Source organism: Chryseobacterium indoltheticum, from assembly GCF_003815915.1.
Taxonomy (GTDB): Bacteria; Bacteroidota; Bacteroidia; order Flavobacteriales; family Weeksellaceae; genus Chryseobacterium; species Chryseobacterium indoltheticum.
In genome coordinates this window covers 3007883-3028358 of sequence record NZ_CP033929.1, presented here as the reverse complement: position 1 = coordinate 3028358, position 20476 = coordinate 3007883, and the positions used below count along the sequence as shown (strand labels likewise).

The 20476-nt window shown below is 33.8% G+C and carries 24 protein-coding genes; 13 read left to right on the top strand and 11 right to left on the bottom strand.

Features of this window, described 5'->3' with window-relative positions; genetic code table 11:
* Positions 1 to 51: 51 nt before the first annotated feature.
* Positions 52 to 1119: a 3-oxoacyl-ACP synthase III family protein gene (locus EG358_RS14195; RefSeq protein ID WP_076559621.1), complete on the bottom strand. Its 1068-nt coding sequence runs from the start codon at positions 1117 to 1119 to the stop codon at positions 52 to 54.
* A 100-nt stretch (positions 1120 to 1219) separates the two neighbouring features.
* Here EG358_RS14195 and EG358_RS14190 point away from each other — a divergent pair, with 100 nt between their 5' ends.
* From EG358_RS14190 to EG358_RS14155, 8 genes are all read left to right on the top strand, one after another.
* Positions 1220 to 1789, top strand: a complete 570-nt coding sequence (locus EG358_RS14190; protein ID WP_076559623.1) for a hypothetical protein — start codon at positions 1220 to 1222, stop codon at positions 1787 to 1789.
* Between the two features lie 72 nt (positions 1790 to 1861).
* Positions 1862 to 2524, top strand: coding sequence for a bifunctional demethylmenaquinone methyltransferase/2-methoxy-6-polyprenyl-1,4-benzoquinol methylase UbiE (ubiE, locus tag EG358_RS14185; protein WP_236255552.1), 663 nt, complete (start codon positions 1862 to 1864; stop codon positions 2522 to 2524).
* A 3-nt stretch (positions 2525 to 2527) separates the two neighbouring features.
* The gene (porT, locus tag EG358_RS14180; protein WP_076559627.1) at positions 2528 to 3310 is read left to right on the top strand and encodes a type IX secretion/gliding motility protein PorT/SprT; all 783 of its coding nucleotides are present in this window, start codon (positions 2528 to 2530) and stop codon (positions 3308 to 3310) included.
* A 137-nt stretch (positions 3311 to 3447) separates the two neighbouring features.
* Positions 3448 to 3750 carry a hypothetical protein gene (locus EG358_RS14175; protein ID WP_076559629.1) on the top strand — a complete coding sequence of 101 codons (303 nt, stop codon included), beginning with the start codon at positions 3448 to 3450 and terminating at the stop codon, positions 3748 to 3750.
* Complete coding sequence (locus EG358_RS14170) at positions 3750 to 4037, top strand: cell division protein ZapA (protein ID WP_076559631.1); 288 nt, start codon at positions 3750 to 3752, stop codon at positions 4035 to 4037. Before EG358_RS14175 ends, EG358_RS14170 begins: the two co-directional genes overlap by 1 nt.
* Positions 4038 to 4261: 224 nt before the next feature.
* The gene (rny, locus tag EG358_RS14165) at positions 4262 to 5833 is read left to right on the top strand and encodes a ribonuclease Y (RefSeq protein WP_076559633.1); all 1572 of its coding nucleotides are present in this window, start codon (positions 4262 to 4264) and stop codon (positions 5831 to 5833) included.
* Between the two features lie 216 nt (positions 5834 to 6049).
* Complete coding sequence (locus tag EG358_RS14160; protein WP_076559635.1) at positions 6050 to 6238, top strand: hypothetical protein; 189 nt, start codon at positions 6050 to 6052, stop codon at positions 6236 to 6238.
* Between the two features lie 246 nt (positions 6239 to 6484).
* Positions 6485 to 6676, top strand: coding sequence for a hypothetical protein (locus EG358_RS14155; RefSeq protein ID WP_076559637.1), 192 nt, complete (start codon positions 6485 to 6487; stop codon positions 6674 to 6676).
* Between the two features lie 52 nt (positions 6677 to 6728).
* On the opposite strand, the gene EG358_RS14150 is transcribed toward EG358_RS14155, so the two are convergent.
* Positions 6729 to 7196 (bottom strand): acyl-CoA thioesterase, encoded by a 468-nt coding sequence (locus EG358_RS14150; RefSeq protein ID WP_076559639.1) that lies wholly within the window; start codon positions 7194 to 7196, stop codon positions 6729 to 6731.
* A gap of 166 nt (positions 7197 to 7362) precedes the next feature.
* Here EG358_RS14150 and EG358_RS14145 point away from each other — a divergent pair, with 166 nt between their 5' ends.
* Positions 7363 to 7716 (top strand): arsenate reductase family protein, encoded by a 354-nt coding sequence (locus EG358_RS14145; RefSeq protein ID WP_083677013.1) that lies wholly within the window; start codon positions 7363 to 7365, stop codon positions 7714 to 7716.
* Positions 7717 to 7977: 261 nt separating this feature from the next.
* On the opposite strand, the gene gcvT is transcribed toward EG358_RS14145, so the two are convergent.
* The 3 genes from gcvT to idi are packed head-to-tail and all read right to left on the bottom strand — an operon-like array spanning position 7978 to position 10063.
* A complete protein-coding gene (gene gcvT / locus EG358_RS14140; protein ID WP_076559643.1) occupies positions 7978 to 9054 on the bottom strand; it encodes a glycine cleavage system aminomethyltransferase GcvT in 1077 nt (358 codons plus the stop codon).
* Positions 9055 to 9068: 14 nt separating this feature from the next.
* Entirely contained in the window at positions 9069 to 9545 is a 477-nt protein-coding gene (locus EG358_RS14135; protein WP_228421315.1) for a hypothetical protein, read from the bottom strand.
* Positions 9546 to 9553: 8 nt separating this feature from the next.
* Positions 9554 to 10063, bottom strand: a complete 510-nt coding sequence (idi, locus tag EG358_RS14130) for an isopentenyl-diphosphate Delta-isomerase (protein WP_076559646.1) — start codon at positions 10061 to 10063, stop codon at positions 9554 to 9556.
* A gap of 240 nt (positions 10064 to 10303) precedes the next feature.
* On the opposite strand from idi, the gene EG358_RS14125 reads away from it, so the two are divergent.
* Positions 10304 to 10708: an LNS2 domain-containing protein gene (locus EG358_RS14125; protein ID WP_076559648.1), complete on the top strand. Its 405-nt coding sequence runs from the start codon at positions 10304 to 10306 to the stop codon at positions 10706 to 10708.
* Positions 10709 to 10803: 95 nt separating this feature from the next.
* Positions 10804 to 11763, top strand: a complete 960-nt coding sequence (locus tag EG358_RS14120; RefSeq protein WP_076559650.1) for a D-2-hydroxyacid dehydrogenase — start codon at positions 10804 to 10806, stop codon at positions 11761 to 11763.
* A 57-nt stretch (positions 11764 to 11820) separates the two neighbouring features.
* Here the strand turns inward: EG358_RS14120 and mscL are convergent, their stop codons facing one another.
* Positions 11821 to 12207, bottom strand: coding sequence for a large conductance mechanosensitive channel protein MscL (mscL, locus tag EG358_RS14115; protein WP_076559652.1), 387 nt, complete (start codon positions 12205 to 12207; stop codon positions 11821 to 11823).
* 126 nt (positions 12208 to 12333) lie between these two features.
* Here mscL and EG358_RS14110 point away from each other — a divergent pair, with 126 nt between their 5' ends.
* Positions 12334 to 13851 carry a bifunctional ADP-dependent NAD(P)H-hydrate dehydratase/NAD(P)H-hydrate epimerase gene (locus EG358_RS14110; RefSeq protein WP_076559654.1) on the top strand — a complete coding sequence of 506 codons (1518 nt, stop codon included), beginning with the start codon at positions 12334 to 12336 and terminating at the stop codon, positions 13849 to 13851.
* A gap of 28 nt (positions 13852 to 13879) precedes the next feature.
* Here the strand turns inward: EG358_RS14110 and lgt are convergent, their stop codons facing one another.
* Positions 13880 to 14728 carry a prolipoprotein diacylglyceryl transferase gene (lgt, locus tag EG358_RS14105; protein WP_076560002.1) on the bottom strand — a complete coding sequence of 283 codons (849 nt, stop codon included), beginning with the start codon at positions 14726 to 14728 and terminating at the stop codon, positions 13880 to 13882.
* Positions 14729 to 15176: 448 nt separating this feature from the next.
* Positions 15177 to 15419: a membrane protein insertion efficiency factor YidD gene (gene yidD, locus EG358_RS14100; RefSeq protein ID WP_076559656.1), complete on the bottom strand. Its 243-nt coding sequence runs from the start codon at positions 15417 to 15419 to the stop codon at positions 15177 to 15179.
* 148 nt (positions 15420 to 15567) lie between these two features.
* Between yidD and EG358_RS14095 the strand changes: the two genes are divergently transcribed.
* Positions 15568 to 16845, top strand: a complete 1278-nt coding sequence (locus tag EG358_RS14095; RefSeq protein WP_076559658.1) for a replication-associated recombination protein A — start codon at positions 15568 to 15570, stop codon at positions 16843 to 16845.
* 54 nt (positions 16846 to 16899) lie between these two features.
* Here EG358_RS14095 and EG358_RS14090 read toward each other — a convergent pair whose 3' ends face one another.
* The 3 genes from EG358_RS14090 to EG358_RS14080 all read right to left on the bottom strand — a co-directional run bounded on the left by EG358_RS14090 (position 16900) and on the right by EG358_RS14080 (position 20437).
* Positions 16900 to 17334 (bottom strand): hypothetical protein, encoded by a 435-nt coding sequence (locus EG358_RS14090; RefSeq protein WP_076559660.1) that lies wholly within the window; start codon positions 17332 to 17334, stop codon positions 16900 to 16902.
* 113 nt (positions 17335 to 17447) lie between these two features.
* A complete protein-coding gene (locus EG358_RS14085; protein ID WP_076559662.1) occupies positions 17448 to 19655 on the bottom strand; it encodes a DUF2339 domain-containing protein in 2208 nt (735 codons plus the stop codon).
* An 86-nt stretch (positions 19656 to 19741) separates the two neighbouring features.
* The gene (locus tag EG358_RS14080) at positions 19742 to 20437 is read right to left on the bottom strand and encodes a hypothetical protein (protein ID WP_076559664.1); all 696 of its coding nucleotides are present in this window, start codon (positions 20435 to 20437) and stop codon (positions 19742 to 19744) included.
* Between the last annotated feature and the right edge of the window lie 39 nt (positions 20438 to 20476).

The window sequence follows — 20476 nt, the reverse complement described above, 5'->3', positions numbered from 1 at the left end:
AAAGCACAAAAAATAAATTTCCTGTGCTTTTTATATTTTTAATTAATATTCTTAGGGAAATTTATAAACAATAGCATTAATGTTCATTCCGGCACCTACCGATGTCATCACAATGTTACCCTTATCTTTAAACGAATGACCAGTCATTTTTCCTTTAATTATTAAATCAAACATGGTAGGAATTGTTGCTACAGAAGAATTTCCGAACTCCTGAATCGTCATTGGAGATATCGCGTGATCGTAATCTTTGATGTCGTAAAGCTTATGAAGTCTTTCAATCATCGCATAATCCATCTTCGCATTTGCCTGATGTATAAGTATTTTGTCGATATCTTCAATAGATAATCCGGCGTCGTCAATGGTTTCTTTAATAGCTGCAGGAACATTTTTTAGAGCGTACTCATAAATTTTTCTTCCCAGCATTCTTACATATAAACGTTTTTGATCTGCTTCTTTATTGATTGACGGTCCATTTGCAAGATAATTAAGCTCAATGCCATTATCGCAAATCGTATTGTGAGCAATGATCCCAACATTTTCTTCGTCAGTAGCTTTTACTACTACAGCTCCCGCTCCGTCAGCAAAAATCATTCTGTTTCTGTCGTGAGGATCGGTCACTCTGCTCAAAGTTTCAGCACCGATTACAAGGATTGTTTTGGCAACTTTAGCTTTAATTAAGTTATCTGATAAAATCATTGCTTCTACCCAGCCCGGGCAACCGAAAAGCATATCATAAGTAACGCATTTTCTGTTTTTGATACCCAATTTATTTTTTACTCTTGCTGCCATTGTCGGCATAAAATCAGCGTAACCATTTACGGTAACTTCGCCAAAATTACTGGCGTAAATAATATAATCAAGCTCCTCCTGATCTACATTGGCATCTGCAATAGCAAGCTTTGCAGCCTCAAAACCGATTTGTGAATTTGAAAGATCTTCATCTATAAATCTCCTGTTTTCTATCTCTGTAATTTCTACAAATTTTGCAATAGTTTCTTCAGCAGGCTTGTCAATCTTTATACCGTCTTCTGTATAAAATTCTGAATCTAAGAAAAAATCCCTTCCAATTACTCTATTCGGAAGATAAGATCCGGAACCAATAATGATCGTATTTGGCATTCGCTTATGTAATTTTTTAAAGATGCAAAGTTAATAATTAATATTAATAAGAAAGAATTAAAAATATTATTAAATTTGCAAAAATTGTTTCAGCCAATCTATGAAAAACAATCCATCTTTAAAAGGTTTAATTATTGCTGTTGTGGTATTTATCGGTGCTTTCGCTGTGTACAACTTCTTTTTGGCAAAAAAAAATTATTATCTCGTAGATAATCCTACTCCCAATACATATTATTTTAAAATCAACAACGGCTCTGAAGGTATTATTTCGGCAGGTCAGTTTGTGCAGGTAGATTTGCAGAAAGGGAAAAACTCTATAAAGGTCTTTGATCAGAATAAGAAAATGCTTTATGACTCTGCTTTTGAGGTTAATAAAATTCGTGGTCTTTTAAATATTGCCCATAAAGATTATTACATTAATGAGCAATATTATGGGTACAATCTTAAAAAAGATTCATTACTTTTGGCATTGGATAAAACAATGATCGACGGGAAACAATATTATGGGGGTGCCAAACGTTTTAATAAATTATATACAGAAGATTTTTATTATAATGTAGATGAAGATTATGATCAGATGATCAAAAATATTCAGAAGGTAGAATCCCGTACAAAGATTTTCCGCAAGGAGGATTATCTGAATTATTATAAAGAATACTATAAGTTTTAAGTTTTGACAAAAGATATCAACCAAGTAACACCCTACAATTCTGAATCTAGCAAAAAGAGTCAGGTAGAGGATATGTTCGACAACATTGCGCCTAAATACGATTTATTAAACCATGTACTTTCTATGAAAATAGATGTGCTCTGGAGAAACAAATTGGTAAAATGGATGAATAACGACAGCCCAAAAGAAACATTGGATGTTGCCACAGGAACAGGAGATTTAGCTATTGCGGTGGAAAAAGGAACCGGTGCAAAAGTGGTGGGATTAGATTTATCGCAACAAATGTTAAATGTTGGCATTGTTAAAATAAAAAAACTTAATTTAGACGGCAAAATTTCCATGCAAAAGGGCGATGCAGAAAATTTACCTTACGAGGACAATAGATTTGATGCAGTTTCCGTTGCTTTTGGAGTGAGAAATTTTGAGAATCTTACTAAAGGTTTGGCAGAGCTGAGAAGAGTGGTTAAAGAAAATAAAAGTGTTTATATTCTGGAGTTTTCAAAGGTAGAGGGTTTTTTAGGACCATTTTATATGTTTTATTTCAAAAATATATTGCCGGCAATCGGCAGACTGGTTTCTAAAGATAATAGGGCGTACACTTATCTTCCCGATTCTGTAAATGCATTTCCATTTGGAGAAAAGATGAGACAAATTCTTTTAGATACAGGATTTAAAAAAGTAGAATACAAAAAATTAAGTTTAGGTATAGCCACAATTTATAAAGCAACAAAATAACCTATGAATAAATTTCTATTAAAAGCTCTGGTTTTAGCCTCAGTAAGCATTGCAACGGTTGCAAATGCTCAATTTAGAACCCGTAACAGGATGGACAGGTTGGAAGACTTTGACCAGAAAAAAGTCAGTTGGGGGTTTTATCTGAATGGTAATTTACTGGATTATAGAATTGTGCTCAACCCAAGATATGGAATGTATGAAAATTATAATCTAGTATCTTCAAAAGAAAGCACGAGCTTCGGAGCCGGTCTTATTGCCAAGTTCAGACTTAATGATTATTTAGACGTAAGATTAGAGCCAGGTTTGCAGTTTGCTCAAAGACAATTGATTTTTAATACAGATACTAATTCAAGGTATCAGGATGGAAGTTTGACGAATCCTCCTTTTGCTCCGATTGCTTTAACAGAAAAAGACAGAGTGAGAGATATTAAATCTACTTTGGTTGATATCCCTGTGATTTTGGAGTTACACGGTGAAAGATGGTACAACTCGAGACCGTATGTTTCGGCTGGTGTGAATTATATTGTTAATTTACAGTCAAACTCAGATTCTCAGGATGATAACATGCAGCAGGTTTTCAGATCTACAACACACAATTTTGCTTGGTCTGCAGAAATGGGAATTCAATTCTATTTTAATAAATTTAAATTAACTCCGGCAATCAGAGGTACATTCTTTATGAATAACGAAATGGTTGCAGATAATGCTACAACGCCTCCATATTGGTCTGCAGCAGTTTCTACATTACAGACAAGAGCAGTTATGTTTGTTTTGAAATTTGAATAATATAATAAAAAATTAATATGAAGAGGAGGTGCCTGGCATCTCCTTTTTTATTTTTGTCAAAATATAGAGACTATTATTTTTGTCGGTACTAATATTTTCCTATTTTTGCTAATAGTTAGAAAATTTATAAACCTGAAATGCTTCAAGAATTAGAAAATAATTTTTCAGAATTAGAGAAAAAGATTTTGAGCCTCCAAAAAAGCCATCAAAATATATCTGAGAAATATTTAGAATTAAATAAAGAGCATGCTGAGCTGAAGACGAAATATGACGAGGAAAGAAAAAAAAATCAGGTATTGGCAGAAGAACAGAAAAATATAAAATTGTATTCAGCAATATCAGGAAATCCTGAACACAACAGACTCATGAAAAACCATATCAACAGATTGGTAAAAGAAGTAGACTTTTGTATTGCACAGCTTCAAAACAGTGGATTATAATGGAGGTAAGGAGAATAACCATCAACATTGCTGGAAGAGTATATCCGCTAAATGTACCCGCAGCAGAAGAAGAAACTTTGCGCAAAGTGGGGAAGCAGATTGAAAATATGATTAAAGATTTTGAACAAAATTTTGATGTAAGAGACAAACAAGATGCTTTGGCAATGTGTGCCCTGAAACTGGGAACCAATGCAGAAGTAGTTGCTCTGAATCATGAAAAAAATATAAAATCAACCAACGAAAGATTAGTAAATATTAATCAGTCGCTGGGTGATATAGGAAAATAGAAACTTTTTCCGGAAAAAACTGCCTACAGTAATTCTAACACATTAAGGTAAACTCAACACTAAACAATTAACGGTCGAAAGTCTTTTCAATGGCGTGCTGCTTTACGCAGATTACAGACAGAAGGAATCAGATCAAATCGTGGAGATCCGGAGTTTACTCTAAATCACTGAATTACTGTGGGTTTTTTATTTTAAATTAACAAGACAATTAAAACTCAATATATATGACAACAACCGCTATTATTATAGGCGTAATTTGCTTAGTAATCGGTGCAGTAGCAGGGATGTTTTTCTCAAAAAGCTCTCTCAATACCAAGGCAAAATTTATTATAGACGATGCACAAAAAAATGCAGATAATTTAATAGAAAAAGCTAATGTACAAGCTGAATCCATAAAAAAAGAAAAGAATCTTCAGGCTAAAGAAAAATTCTTGGAACTAAAGTCACAGCACGATGCAGATATTCAGGCTCGCGAAAAGAAGATGCAGGACGCTGAAAAAAGAACGAAAGACAAAGAAAATAAGCTGAATGACGAACTTAGCAAAGCAGGGAAATTAGAAAAAGATCTAGACAGACAGATTGCTGATTATGCTAAGAAAAACGAAATTTTAGAGAAAAAGCAAAGCGATCTAGAGCAGGCAACTGCCAAAAAAGTTGAAATGCTTGAGAAAATTTCAAACTATACAGCAGAAGAAGCGAAAGCAGAATTGGTAGAAACCATGAGAGCTGAAGCAAAAACCAGAGCTCAGGCGCACGTTCAGAGCATTATGGAAGAAGCTCAGTTGAATGCTAAAAGTGAAGCGAGAAAAATCGTTATTCAGACCATTCAGAGAATTGGAACGGAGCAGGCGATTGAAAATTCGGTTTCGGTATTTAATATTGAATCTGATGAAGTAAAAGGTAGAATTATCGGTAGAGAAGGTAGAAATATCCGTGCTTTGGAAGCAGTTACAGGGGTTGAGATCATTGTTGATGATACTCCGGAAGCTATTCTTCTTTCATGTTTTGATCCGGTAAGAAGAGAGATTGCAAGACTATCGCTTCACAGATTGGTTACTGACGGTAGAATTCACCCGGCAAGAATTGAAGAAGTTGTAGAAAAAACAAGAAAGCAAATCGAAGAAGAAATTATAGAAGTAGGTAAAAGAACGATCATTGATTTAGGAATTCACGGTTTACATCCGGAATTGGTGAAGATCGTTGGTAGAATGAAATACCGTTCTTCTTATGGGCAAAACCTTTTACAGCACTCAAGAGAAGTTGCCAATATTGCTGCGACAATGGCTGCTGAATTAGGATTAAACGTAAAATTAGCCAAAAGAGCAGGTCTTTTACACGATATCGGAAAGGTTCCTGAGCAGGAATCTGAACTTCCACACGCACTTTTAGGAATGCAGTGGGCAGAAAAATATGGTGAAAATGCAGAAGTGATCAATGCAATCGGTGCTCACCACGATGAAGTGGAAATGACGTCTCTATTATCTCCGATCATTCAGGTTGCCGATGCGATTTCAGGGGCAAGACCAGGAGCAAGAAGACAGGTTTTGGAATCTTATATCCAAAGACTTAAAGATCTTGAAGCTGCAGCATTGAGTTTTGAAGGTGTTTCTTCAGCATATGCAATTCAGGCAGGTAGAGAATTGAGAGTAATGGTAGAAAGCAGTAGAATAAACGACGAAATGTCTTCTCAGCTTTCTTATGATATTTCAGAGAAAATTCAGAATGAATTAACGTATCCCGGACAGGTAAAAGTGACGGTAATCAGAGAAACCAGAACTGTAAATATCGCAAGATAATTAAAGTTTAAAACAAGAATATGTATAAAACCTTTCAAGTATTTGAAAGGTTTTTTTAATTTTAATTTTAATCCACATTAAATTACAGTATACATTATTATAGTCTGAATCTGCTAATATTTAAAATTTTGATAATATTTTTGGTTTTTTGGTTGTGTGTTGATAAATAATATTTAAATTTGATATTCAAACTATATTAATTAAAAAACAAATCACATGACAAACATTTTAAAAAATGCGAAAAAATTAAAAAAGTCAGATCTTAAAGACATCATCGGAGGAGTTAGCGGAAACCCGGATCTGTCTCTTTGTGGATGCGATTGCTCGGGAGCGGTTACAGGTCCTTACTATTGCGTACAGTATATCGGCTGTCCTCAAGTATACACTTGCAAAGACGTATATTAAAAATAAAAAATAGATCTTCTTTAGTTTTAAGGTAGATTTAAAAATAAAAATATGCATAAAACCTTCTAGTTAATGGAAGGTTTTTTTATTTAAGTCTCAGCAGGTTTAAAAATTATTATGAATTGTTTCGGCTTGTCTTTAATTATGTGTAGAAATTTGGATAATATTTATTGTTTGTTTGCGTTATATTTATAAATAATAGTAAATTCGATATTCAAACTATATTAATAATTAAAATCAAATCACATGACAAACAACATTCTAAAGAACTCGAAAAAACTTAAAAAGTCTGACCTTAAAGACATTGTCGGAGGAATAGGTAAAGTAGGAACTCCGGATTTATCTCTTTGTGGATGCAGTTGTACGGGAGCCGTTACGGGTCCTTTATATTGCACGCAATACATGGGATGCCCGCAAGTGTATAATTGCAAAGACTAAAATATTAAATCCCTTCCAAATCTTTGGAAGGGGTTTTTACTTTAAATGATTCTTATAAAAAAGGTTTCATTTCATTTTCAATTTGGGCTCTCAAATCCATCAGCCTTTTGGCATATTTCTCCTGTTGTTTTTCTTCTTCGGTTTCAGGAACCCATTTGGGAACAGGAAGTTTCTTTCCGTTTTCGTCAACGGCTACAAATACAATGATGCAATGTGTTTTCTTGTCAAAAGTAGGTTGTTTTAGGTTTCTCGAAAAAACGTTGATCGAAATATGCATGCTCGAAGAGCCCGTATAGATTACCTGCGCTTCTACTTTTACTATTTCACCGATCTTGATAGGTTCATAAAAACGAATTCCGCCTACATATACCGTTACAGAATAATTTCCGCTCCAGGTTGTTGCACAGGCGTATCCGGCCTGATCTATCCATTTCATTACACTTCCGCCGTGTACATTTCCACCATAATTAACATCTGAAGGTTCAGAAATAAATTGAAAAGTAACAGGTTTGTTATCCATTTTTTTTTAATTTTAATAAAGGTATTTAATAATTTTCAAAATTTTATATTTAGCCTTACTTTTGAAGATTAAATTTTTATCAGTGAAACGTCCATATTTCATCAATAATTGGTTCTGAAATAAAGGCGGCATTTCATTTAACATTAATAAAATATGTAATTATATTATGAAAAAAGTATTTTATCTCAATACATGCGATACATGCAGGAAGATTTTGGCAAACTTTAATCTTTCAGATTGGGAGCTAAGAGAAATAAAAAAACAACCGATTACCATAGAAGAGCTGGAACAAATGTACAGCATAACAAATTCTTATGAGGAACTGTTCAGTAAAAAATCTACTCAAATTAAATTAAGAGAGCTAGATCCTAAATCTTTACAGGAAAGTGATTATAAAGAGCTTATTTTAGATCATTATACATTCCTTAAGCGTCCGGTTTTTGTTACAGATAAAGAGATTTTTATCGGAAGTGATAAAAAAAATGTAGATGCTTTGAAGGCATTTTTTAGAGCTGATTAATTGTTTTGTCATTGCGAGGAGCGAAGCGGCGAAGTAATCTTTAAAAAATCTGTGTTTACGAGCAATTTTTTTATTTAGTGACAAACGCTAAAAAAAGACAAAAACCCTAGCCCCGATTGCAATGAAAATCCTTTTTTGCAAAAAAAGATTGCAATGTAAAGCGGGAAATAGCTCCTAAAAAAAATGTTTTACAACGAAGCTTATCATAACAAAAAAACCGCAGACTGAATCTGCGGTTTTGTATTTTAAAATAATTTCTAATTATACGAAAGGCATTTTTACCACTTTCGCCGGAATATTTTTATTTCTTACCTGAATAAAGATTTCAGTTCCCAATTTGAAATGTGGTTTATCAACATAAGCGATTCCCAAACCGATTTTTTTCATCGGTGACTGAGTTCCTGAAGTTACTTTCCCGATTACATTTCCTTCTGCGTCTACTACAGGATAATCATGTCTCGGAACGCCTTTGTCTGTCAATTCGAAACCAACCAATTTTCTGGTAATACCTTCTTCTTTTTGTTTTGCGAAAATATCTTTAGAAACAAAGTCTTTATCAAACTTGGTAATCCATCCCAATCCGGCTTCAATAGGAGACGTTGTGTCGTCGATATCCATTCCGTAAAGGCAGAATCCTTTTTCTAATCTTAAAGTGTCTCTTGCAGCCAATCCGCAAGGAATAATGCCTTCTTCTGATCCGGCTTCAATAATAGCATCCCAGAGTTTTTCTGCAGATTCGTTGTTGAAATAAATTTCAAAACCACCGCTTCCTGTGTAACCTGTATTTGAAATGATCACATCGTTTACTCCGGCAACGGTTCCTACAGTGAAGTTATAATAAGGGATTTCAGAAAGATTAGTTTCTGTTAATTTCTGAAGAATTTCAGTTGCTTTCGGTCCCTGAATTGCCAATAGAGACATTTCGTCTGAAGCATTGGTTAATCTTGCCCCGAAACTGTTGTATTTTGAGATATGATCCCAGTCTTTATCTATATTTGAAGCATTTACAACTACAAAATATTTTTCATCTTCCATTTTGTAAACGATAAGGTCGTCTACAATTCCTCCGTTTTCGTTCGGAAGACAAGAGTATTGAGCTTTTCCGTTTTCTAAAACATCTACATTGTTGGTCGTCACAAACTGCAAAAGATCTTTTGCACCAGCACCTTCAACGAAAAACTGTCCCATATGAGATACGTCAAATAATCCTGCTTTTTCTCTTACTGCAAAGTGTTCTTCCGTTACTCCGGAATATTGTACAGGCATTTCAAATCCTGCAAACGGTACTATTTTCGCTCCCAAAGAAACGTGTTTGTCGTACAATGCTGTTTTTTTCATAGGTAGATTTATTTCTATTTTTTAATTTTAAAACTTTCAAAAGCTTCGTTGAAAACTTTCATATAATTTCCGTTCCAGTGTTTTTGCTGGCAATTGATGCTCACAAGAAAGATGTCTTTGTCTTTCTGATATAATTTTGTAACCCAGAAAAGCTTTTCTTTCTCATCAAAATATTCATACTGATATTCAGAATATCCTTTTTTACTGCTTGTATTTTTTACTTTTTTCTCTTCATCGGGAGAATTGTACAAGGCAAGAATAAATTTTTTAACATCTGTTTTTGGCAGATCCAGATTGTGATATTCTGAGATGGTAATTGCGCCAATCTCATTGGTGGGAAAGATATTTACAATGCCTTCATCATCGGTTGCCTTCCAGGTATCGGGCATAGAAATCGAATAGTTTTCGCTTTCGTAACGTTCTTTGCCCAGATCTTGGGAAAATGAGTAGACACATATCAGAAGTGCCGTAATTAAAATTGATTTTTTCATAATTGTGTTTAAAAATGATGTTTATATTCTTCCAGAATAATTTTAAACCATTCTGTAAATTGCTCGGGATGTTCCGAAATTTCTTTATCTAAATCTTCAGGTGAAATATAGCGCACTTCTTCCACTTCATCTGTATTCAGACTAAAATCTGAATTGTAAGTTCCGCTGAAAACATGATCGAGCTCGTGCTCCCAAAGTCCGCCTCCAACGTCTGCTTTATAGATAAAATGAAATTTTTCTGAAAGCTCAGCATCAATTCCTAATTCTTCTTTCAGCCTTCTTTTTGCACCTTCAAGATACGTTTCTTCAATTCTGGGATGAGAGCAAACGGCATTGGTCCATTGTTGAGGAGAATGATATTTGTTGGCAGCACGTTTCTGCAAAAGCATTTCACCGTTTTCATTAAATAAAAAAACGGAAAAAGCACGATGGAGCAAACCATTAATATGAGCCTGCTGTTTTTCCATTAAACCTAATACTTCATCCTCGGGATTTACTAATACGATGAATTCTTCCATTCCTACAAATTTAAGTTTAAAACGTGATTTTGTAAAATAAATGTTTAGTTTTTTTAATTATTTATGAAATATTGGCTTTTGTTGACGTGAAAAACATTCGCATTATTTACGAAAAATGCAATGAAAGGTTAATTTTTATTATTTTTAAACTTGTTTTTGTGTTAAAATTTTAACATAAACTAAGATTAATATAACTGTTTGAATGATAAAGTGTAACTTTGCACTTTAAAATTTTGAACGATGGAGCTAGATTATATTGAGCATATCAGTCCGATTCTGAAAGATGGAATTAAAAATTATCTTATCGATATAGACGGAACAATTACAGAAGATGTTCCCAACGAAGAACCCGAAAGAATGGTAACGTGCGAGCCTTTTCCTGATGCTTTGGCAACTGTGAATAAATGGTATGACGAAGGACACCAGATTTGTTTTTTTACTTCAAGAACTGAAAATTTAAAACAGATTACGATAGATTGGTTAGACAAGCACGGCTTCAAATATCACAGTGTTTTGTGTGGTAAACCAAGAGGCGGAAATTATCACTGGATTGATAATCACCTCGTAAGAGCTACAAGATACAAAGGCAAATTTACTGATTTGGTAGAAAAGCAGGTTACAATAGAAGTTTTTAAAGAAGATTAAATCATAGAAAGGATTTAAAGATTAAACGAAAGGTTAAAAACCAGAAATTCTTTTAATTTTTAAATCTTTTTACATTTTTAAATAGATTATTAGGTATGAAAGTTTTAGCAAACGACGGTTTAGATCAATCAGGAGTTGATGCACTAACCGAGAAAGGCTTTGAAGTAATTACAACAAAAGTTCCTCAGGAGCTTCTTTTAGATTACATCAACGAGCACAAGATCCGTACTGTTCTGGTAAGAAGTGCGACGCAGGTAAGAAAAGATATTATTGATAATTGTCCGTCACTGGAAATCATCGGAAGAGGTGGAGTTGGGATGGATAATATTGATGTAGATTATGCAAGAGAAAAAGGAATTCATGTGATCAATACGCCTTCTGCTTCCTCAGAATCGGTTGCTGAATTGGTTTTTGCACATTTGTTTTCAGGAGCAAGATTTTTGCAGGATTCAAACAGAAAAATGCCTCTGGTTGGTGATACTGAATTTGCATCGCTTAAAAAAGCTTACGCTGCAGGGATTGAATTAAAAGGAAAAACCATCGGAATTGTAGGAATGGGAAGAATCGGTCAGGAAGTTGCCAAAATCGCTTTAGGTTTGGGAATGAGAGTGATCGCTGCTGATAATATGGTAGGAAAGGCGAGTATTAAGGTAACTTTCTACAACAATCAGTTCATCAATGTTGATATTGAAACTGAACCTTTGGAACAGGTTTTAAAACATTCAGATTTTATTACGCTTCACGTTCCGGCTCAGAAAGAGGGCTACATGATTGGTAAATCTGAGTTTGAAATGATGAAAGACGGTGTTGCCATCGTTAATTGCTCAAGAGGTGGTGTAATCGATGAAACTGCATTAATTGAAGCGTTAGATTCAGGGAAAGTAAGGTTTGCAGGCCTTGATGTTTTCATTAATGAGCCGACTCCTTCAAAAGAAATTATTACACATTCTAAAATTTCGGTAACACCACATACAGGTGCTTCTACTTTAGAAGCTCAGGATAGAATCGGGCTGTCTTTAGCAGAACAGATCTCAAGTATTTTGCAGATTCATTAATTTTGAATCTTTAAGAATAAACAAAAATGCCGCAAAGATTTTGCGGCATTTTTTATTTTATATATTATTTTTTGTTTTTAACAAATCTCTGATTTCCATTAATAATTTTTGGTCTTCAGTTGGTCCTGCAGGAGCTGCAGGTACTTCTTCTTTTCTGTTGAGCCTGCTGATTACTTTAATAAGAAGAAATAAAACAAAAGCTACAATTAGGAAACTAATTACAGAAGATAGAAAATTACCATATTTCACACCGTTCCAGGAAAGTTCAGCTATATTTTTTACATTCGCTTTTTCTAAAGCAGGGTTTAGAAGCAATGGTGTAATAATATCGTCTACAAATGATTTTACAATCGCACTGAAAGCTGCTCCGATAATAACACCGACAGCAAGATCTACAACATTCCCTTTGAATGCAAAATCTTTAAATTCTTTAACAAATCCCATAATTTATATTTTTAGTTGTTTTACACAAAAGTATCATTTAAATATAATAAATTTTAAATATTTTTTGGGTATTTTTTTTGCTTTAATCATCATAATATATAATTACACTTAGAAAAATAGATCCATATGAAAGTTTTTACTGTTGAAAATATCAGATTGGCTGATCAATATACGATTAAGAATGAGCCGGTTTCATCTGTTCAGTTGATGGAAAGAGCTGCTCTGAATTGTGCTGAGTGGATTTATTCAAACTGTAAAAATCATACAAAGTTTGCTGTATTTTGCGGAAACGGAAATAATGGCGGTGACGGTTTTGCCATTGCAAGAATGCTGTATCTGAAAGGTTTTGATATAGACGTTTTTATTAATAAGGATCATCTCAAGTTTTCTGATGATGCTTTAGTAAATTATAAAAAATTAAAAGATATTTCAGGAATTTCGCTGAAAGATTTTCATGAGATCGAAAGATACAATTTTGATGAGAAAACAATTATCATCGATGCTCTTTTCGGAACCGGATTATCAAGAAACCCGGAAGGGATTTTCAAAAAAGTGATTGAAATTTTAAATTCAAAAGTTAATCCCAAAATATCAATTGATATTCCGTCAGGGATGTTTGCCGATCAAATCAATAATGAAAATGCAACGATCTTCAAAGCAGATTACACGTTGACTTTCCAGTTTTGGAAGAGGGCTTTCCTTCATCCGGAAACCGGAAGTTTTACAGGAAAAGTGGTTGTTTTAGATATCAATTTATCTCAGGAATTTATTGAAAATACTTCAAGTAATGATTTTGTAATTGATGATGAAGTCATTAAGAATATTTTTAAAATCAGACAAGATTTTGCCCATAAAGGCACTTATGGTAAATCAATTATTGTAGGCGGAAGTTACGGGAAAATAGGAGCGATAATGTTAGCTACGAAATCTGCTTTAAAAGCGGGTTCAGGTCTGACGTTTGTCCTCGCTCCCAATTGTGGTTACGAAATACTACAGACAAATGCTCCTGAAGCAATGTTTATGAATGGTGGCGAAAAAAATATTAATCAGATTGAAGAACAGGAAAATACGGTCTACGGAATTGGCCCCGGTCTCGGAACGGAAAAAGAAACGGAAAAAGCATTGGTGAAATTTCTTGAAAATCATCAATCTCCTTTAATTTTGGATGCTGATGCGTTAAATATTATTTCTAAAGACAATAATTACATGAAATTGATCCCCAAAAAATCAATTATTACGCCGCATCCGAAAGAATTTGAGAGGCTTTTCGGTAAAACGGAAAACTCATTTGACAGATTAGATTTAGCCAAAACAAAAGCAAAAGACTTGGGAATTTATATAGTTTTAAAAGATCATCACACGCAAGTTATAACACCATCGGGAAATGTTTTCTACAATATCACAGGAAATTCAGGCTTGGCAAAAGGGGGAAGCGGAGATATCTTGACCGGAATTATCACTTCACTTTTAGCACAAAAATATTCTGAAGAAGAAGCTGCCGTTTTAGGAGTCTGGCTTCACGGAAAAGCTGCTGATTTTGCTGCCGAAAAGTATTCAAAAGAAGCAATGCAGCCGACCGATGTAATTAATGAACTCGGAAACGTCTTTCTCGACTTAAACAAAAAAGCCACAACTCAGTTGTGACTTTCATATTTTTTATTTGATATAAAAATTATTCAGGTTTAGCATTTTCAGCTTCTGTAATTTTGAATTTTTTAGAATAAATCATTATTACAAATCCTGCAATCATGAATGGGATTGATAAAATCTGCCCTGTATTTAATCCTGCAAAAGAAATAAACTCATCGCCTTGAGGCTCTTTCAGGAATTCTACAAAGAATCTGATCGCCCAAAGGATAATGAAGAATAAACCAAATAGCCAACCTTGCTGATACTTTTTATCAGTTTTCTTGTATAAAACCCAAAGTAAAATAAATAATAAGACATAACCGATTGCTTCAAATAACTGCGTCGGGTAACGCGGAACGGTAATTCCGTATTCACTGCTTTGTTGTGGGAAAAGTAAGGCAAAAGGAGAATTAGGATCAACTGGTTTACCAACGATTTCAGAATTGAAAAAGTTACCCATTCTCACAAATGCGCCTCCAATTGCAACCACGATTCCAAGTCTGTCATATACCCAAAACGGATTTTTCTTGATGATTTTAAATGAATAATAAAGCGTTGTGAAAATTAATGCAATTGTAGCTCCGTGACTTGCCAGTCCTGAAAATCCTGTGAATTTTAAACCATTTTTTGTACTGATTGGTAAAAATACACTCCAAAAATCTTCTTTGAATAGTTCAGGCTGATAAAAAATAACGTGTCCCATTCTTGCTCCCAAAATTGTCCCGATTAAAGTCCATGTAAAAAGAGGTTCAAGATATTTAAGGTTTACATTATCCGTATTAAACATTTTGGTCATTAAGACATATCCAAGACCAAATGCGAAAATGAACATCAAACTGTAGAAATGAAGCGTTATCGGTCCCAATTCAATTCCTGAAGTAGGATCCCAGATTTTAAATGATGTTTCTAAAGATACGGTATCAGCTGAAGCAATAGGTTTTTCAGTTCTTACCACATATTTTAGCGTTTCGATATTATCAGCAGTTACAGGAACGTTTTCTATCAGCTTAAATTCTTTATCGAAAAATTGATATTTTGCATTTTTATAATTAGCCAAAATCATCGAACTGCTGATAAAACGTGATTTTTCAACATTAGATTTGTTGAGGATAACCAAAGTGCTTGGGTTTTTATTAACCTGCGCAAAAGAATCTAGCTCATAAGGTTCTGAAGTTGCAAAAATCTTCACAGGAATATCTTGGGAATTGACCTTTAAAGTTCCGTCTGATAAACCATCTTTATAGTATTGTGAGAAAAAGCATTGCGAAATCAATGCAAATGCAACAAGATAAGTTCGAAAGAGAATAGTACTCATTTTTATTTGTTTATTATTGAATAGTTTAATTTTTTGGAGGAACCGGATCATAGCCGCTTCCGCCCCAGGGATGACATTTTGAAATTCTTTTTATACCCAGCCAAAATCCTTTAAAAATGCCGTGTACCTGCAGAGATTCTACCATATAATGCGAACAGGTAGGCTCGTATCGGCAATTCTTGGGAAGTAAAGGCGAGATAAACCATTGGTAAAATTTAATGAGAATTACCAAGGGTGAAGTAATGATTTTATTAAATGAAAGTTTCAAAACATTGCAAAAGTAGGGTAAAAAATTGAAATTTAGTTTAAATTTGTTTGAAGTTTCAGACGGTAAACAGATGATCCTTCGGATAACTTAATCGGTTTTTTCATTTCTGTTTACTTTCGCAAATATTTTAAATTCAAATAGATAAATCTTGAATCACAATACTCCTTTAGCAGAAAGATTAAGACCGAAAACCTTAGATGAAGTTTTGGGGCAGGAGCATCTTACCGGTGAAAAAGGCACAATCAGAAAGATGCTGGAAAATGATGCCTTAAATTCTCTTATTCTCTGGGGACCACCGGGAACAGGAAAAACGACTTTGGCAGAAATTATTTCTGAAAAATCAGGAAGGAAATTTTTTAAACTTTCGGCTGTTTCTTCGGGGGTTAAGGATGTTCGGGATGTGATAGAAGATGCCAAAAAACAGAATCTTTTTTCAGGAAAATCTCCGATTCTATTTATTGATGAGATACACCGTTTTAATAAATCTCAGCAGGATTCTCTTCTTCATGCTGTAGAAAAAGGATGGGTGGTTCTTATTGGCGCAACTACAGAAAATCCTAGTTTTGAGGTGGTTTCCGCTTTGCTTTCGAGAAGTCAGGTTTATATATTGAAAGCTTTAAGTCACGAAAAGCTGGAAGAGCTTATTGATATTGCTTCAGAACGATTTAATAAAGATGAGAGAACTGATTTTAAGATTAAAGAAAAGGAGGCTTTCATTCAGTATTCAGGTGGTGATGGCAGAAAGCTGATCAATTCAGTGGAGTTGGTACTTAATCAGTTTAAAAATTCAGACAATAAAGAGATTTCCAATGATGATGTTATGTCGGTTCTTCAGGAAACGATGGCGTTGTATGATAAAAATGGAGAGCAGCATTATGATATTATTTCGGCTTTTATTAAATCGATGCGCGGAAGCGATCCTAATGGTGCAGTTTATTGGCTTGCAAGAATGATTGCTGGTGGAGAAGATATTAAATTTATTGCGCGAAGAATGCTTATTCTCGCCTCCGAGGATATTGGTCTGGCCAATCCGAATGCTTTGGTTATTGCCAACAATTGTTTTCAGGCAATCAATGTCATCGGGAATCCTGAAGCAAGAATTTTATTGAGTGAAACGGCTATTTATCTTGCAGTTTCTCCAAAAAGCAACTCGGCATATGCTGCGATTAATGAAGCTTTAGCGTTTGTAAAGAAAACCGGGAATCTGCCTGTGCCTTTGCATTTACGAAATGCTCCGACAAAGCTGATGAAAGATTTAGATTATGGTAAAGAATACAAATATGCTCATTCTTTTGAAGGCAATTTTGTGGATCAGGATTTTTTGCCGCAAGAAATAAAAGATGCTAAATTCTACGAACCAGGAAATAATGCCACCGAAAAGAAAATATACGACGAACTAAAGAAAAAGTGGAATAACAAATATTAATCACAAAAAAACGGATGCTCGAAAGAACATCCGTTTTTAAATATAATTTGATTTTTATTTTGCTGTAGTTGTAATAAATACAGATTTTACACCATTGTAGTCTTTAACTTCTAGCTGCTGTACAATTCCTGCATAAATTCTCATATTCGTATCCTTGAATTCATAACCTTCAATGATTACAGGAGTGTCTTTAGGAAGGTTGCTTTGCTCATTATATTGAGATAAGCTTGCATTGTCTAAAGGACCTAGATTGTTTTTTAACTTAACCTCAGAAAGCCCCTGATCTGCTATAAAACTAAATTTTTTCAGTTTTTGAGGTAAATTGGCAGCTTTATATGCCTGCGTACTTTGTACATATTCTTTTTGGTTTTCAAACAATGTTGTTGTACCCACCATATCTCCTGCAACGGCAAATTTTACTGTCGTATTTTTCTGCGCAAATAATGTTGCAGAAGCGAAGATCAACAGAGAATATAGAAATTTTTTCATAGTTAATAATATAAGTGTTAAAAACGTGATAAATATACTTACTTTTTGTAAAATATCAAGTGAATTTTTAAAATAATTGTAAAATGTTGATAAATATAGTCTTTATAGTAATTTTAAATCTCTTCATCGGCCGAGTTTTCATCTTTTTCAACAAGATTTTTTAGCATGTTTTTAAATTTTTGAAACATAAAAGAGCTCATCAATAAAATTATACCTAAAATAATAAACGCTATAATTCTTGAAACATTATCCATTTGCCAGACATCATAAAGATATAGTTTGAGGATAGTAATCCCAAGTAAACTAAAGCCTATTTTATTGAGCTCTGGAATATTCTTTTTAAGACCTGCAAAAATAAAACTGCAGGATAAAACAGCCCAAATAATAGGAAGATAAAGAACCCTGAAGTGTTCTTGGTGTTCAAAGAGATTTTTATAATTACTATTATTTGAGAAAATATAAATTCTGTAGAATTCAAAACTTACAGAAAGAATACATACAAATGATACAATCCAGTAGCTTGCTTTCTGTTTCAAAAACTGCGATTTTGGAATCAGCTTTATAATGAAATACAGCAGCGGCAACAAATATATTAAATGAACCCAATAAAAACTAAGATCAATTTCTTTTGATAATACTGCATTTACGATTTGTGAACTTGAAATATGTGCTATAAACAAGAGTAATGCTCCATAAATCAATAGGTTTTCTAAATTTTCTGAAATGCTTAATTGATTCTTTATGCTTAATAATAGACACGTAAAAACAATGCTGTACAAAAAGCTATATGTAAGAATGATGACAAGATGCAATGATGAAAGCTGGTAAATCAATTCAAACAGAATAGAAAGATATATAACGCCAAAGCATAAAATTTTAAAAGTGTTTTCAAAAAACTCGGTATCACTTTTTTCTTTCGACTCTTTTTTAAGTAAAATCAAATTGAAAAAGCAACTTGCAATAACAACAAGACTTGTCAGAAAAACAGGATTGAAAACGACGGTTAAATGTTTTTCATTATTAATATATTCCGTCCAGGTCATCATTTGCGATAAAATAACCAGCGGAAAAAGCAGGTAGAAAAATACTTTGAAAATGCTGTGATTGGTCTTTTTCCATATGTACAACAAAAGTGAGGCTTCTATTGCCCAAACACTGGTGATGAGGTGGGTTTTAAATTGTAATGCCACCGCCAAAGTCAAAAGACTGATGCCGATTCCTGCAAAAACAGAATAATTTCTTTCAAACTTCTTATTCTGATATTCTCTGAAAGCAAAAAATACATTGATCAATGCAAAAGCGAGCGGGAAAATACTTAACGGGTCATATCTTAAAACATTAAATATATAAACCAGACCAATGATACTCGTAAAATTAATCAAAACCAGCATCAAAATATCAAGCTTTGAAAGCGTATTAGATTTAAAATAATTCTGAAGCGCAAACGCATAAAATATAATATACGTAACGATGTAAAATATAATAGTGGTAAGATCAGTTTTCTGAATAGTCCAGAAATAGAGATAGATTGCTGTAAAAATAAAAGCGATCCAGCCGACACTTTTCCAGTTTTTAAGATAAACAGTAATCAGCATTCCTATATTTAAAAAAGATAGATAGGTAAAAAGGAAAATGTAATTGCTTTGCCCGGTGCTGATCATTAACGGAGCCAGAAAGCCACCGAACAATGAAAAAACAATCAGTGTTTCACTGTTGTAACGGTACGAAAGAAATATGGAAAGCAAAGTAATCGCGCAAGTGATAAGAAATGCGGTATTCTGCGTAAACAAATGATATTCTCTGAATGCAATCGTGGTCGTAAAATAGAGCACAGCAAGTCCGCCACCCATAATTATAGATGAGAAAATAGTATAGTTTTTTCTAATGAAATGAGCTGCAATGATAAGAATAAATCCTGCCAGAAAACCAATTCCCATTCTTGAGTTCTCACCAATCCAGTTTTTATCGATGGCGTATTTCACAAAATAACCTATTCCTAAAACCAAAGTAAAGATGCCAATAATCGTAAGGATATTGTTTTTGATAAAATCAAAAGGAACCAGCCAGTCTTTTTGAATCTCTTGTTCTGTTTCCTTACGATCTGTAGAGGTAGCAGTAGATGTGAAATTGTAGCTGGTTGCTTGTGTAGGTAAGATAACTTCCTCATTTTGTATTTCCTTTATTTCCTCATTTTCCTGAGATTCTTTTTTTGATAAATCGGAAATCTGTTTTTCTAAAATCTCAATTCTCCGATTAAGTTTGTAATAAACCCAAGAGACAAGAATGATTAATATGAAAATTAGAAGTAAAGGGGAAGTCATAGATTTGATTTGTTATCAAAAATACTTAATTACAACGAGAAACTTTAAAAATATAAAAATCCTGACCATATTGATAATTCTTAAAATCAATCTGAAATCTTATAAATAATAGCAGAAGTGTGAATGTTATTGCTCAGCAAATCGATATTTGTATTATCCGGATTCATATGAAAGCTGATCTCGTCACCTGCGGAAAAACTAAAGACAGAACTGATCATGGCAGTACTCGAAAGAATGCTTAGTGAAGCTGCATTTACGACACTGAATTTGGTCTCTTCTATCATTGTGGCTCCGTTGAAAACGCCTATTCTGGGGTAGCCGCTTACGGCCAAAGTACCTGCTTGTATCCCGTCACCATATTTATAGATGAACTTTACTGCATATATTCCATTAGCTGGAACGGTATATACATCGTTTGTTAGGTTAAAAGCAGATCCCGAAAATGTAGGACTATTGAGAAAATTTATTTTCTGGTATCCATTATTTGATGTCAACCCTAAATCTGCGCCGTTGCCTACAGCTTCTGCTTTTGCGATCGAATTATTTGTAGATGACCCAAGCGCAGATGCATCAATAGTTTTTACTTCCTTAGATATATTGTCAATCATCAAGAGTTTGTGTCCGTCTACTACGGCGGAATTAGGTGTTGCCCGGATTTTTAAATTTCCGTTGATATCAAGTGTTGCAGAGGGAGTTTCTGTATTAATACCGACATTCCCTGTTTGTGCATATACACAATAAAAAATTGTGATAAAAACTAAGATTAAAATGTTTGTTCTCATAACTTCCTTTTTTTTATATTAATACGTGATTTAAAAAAA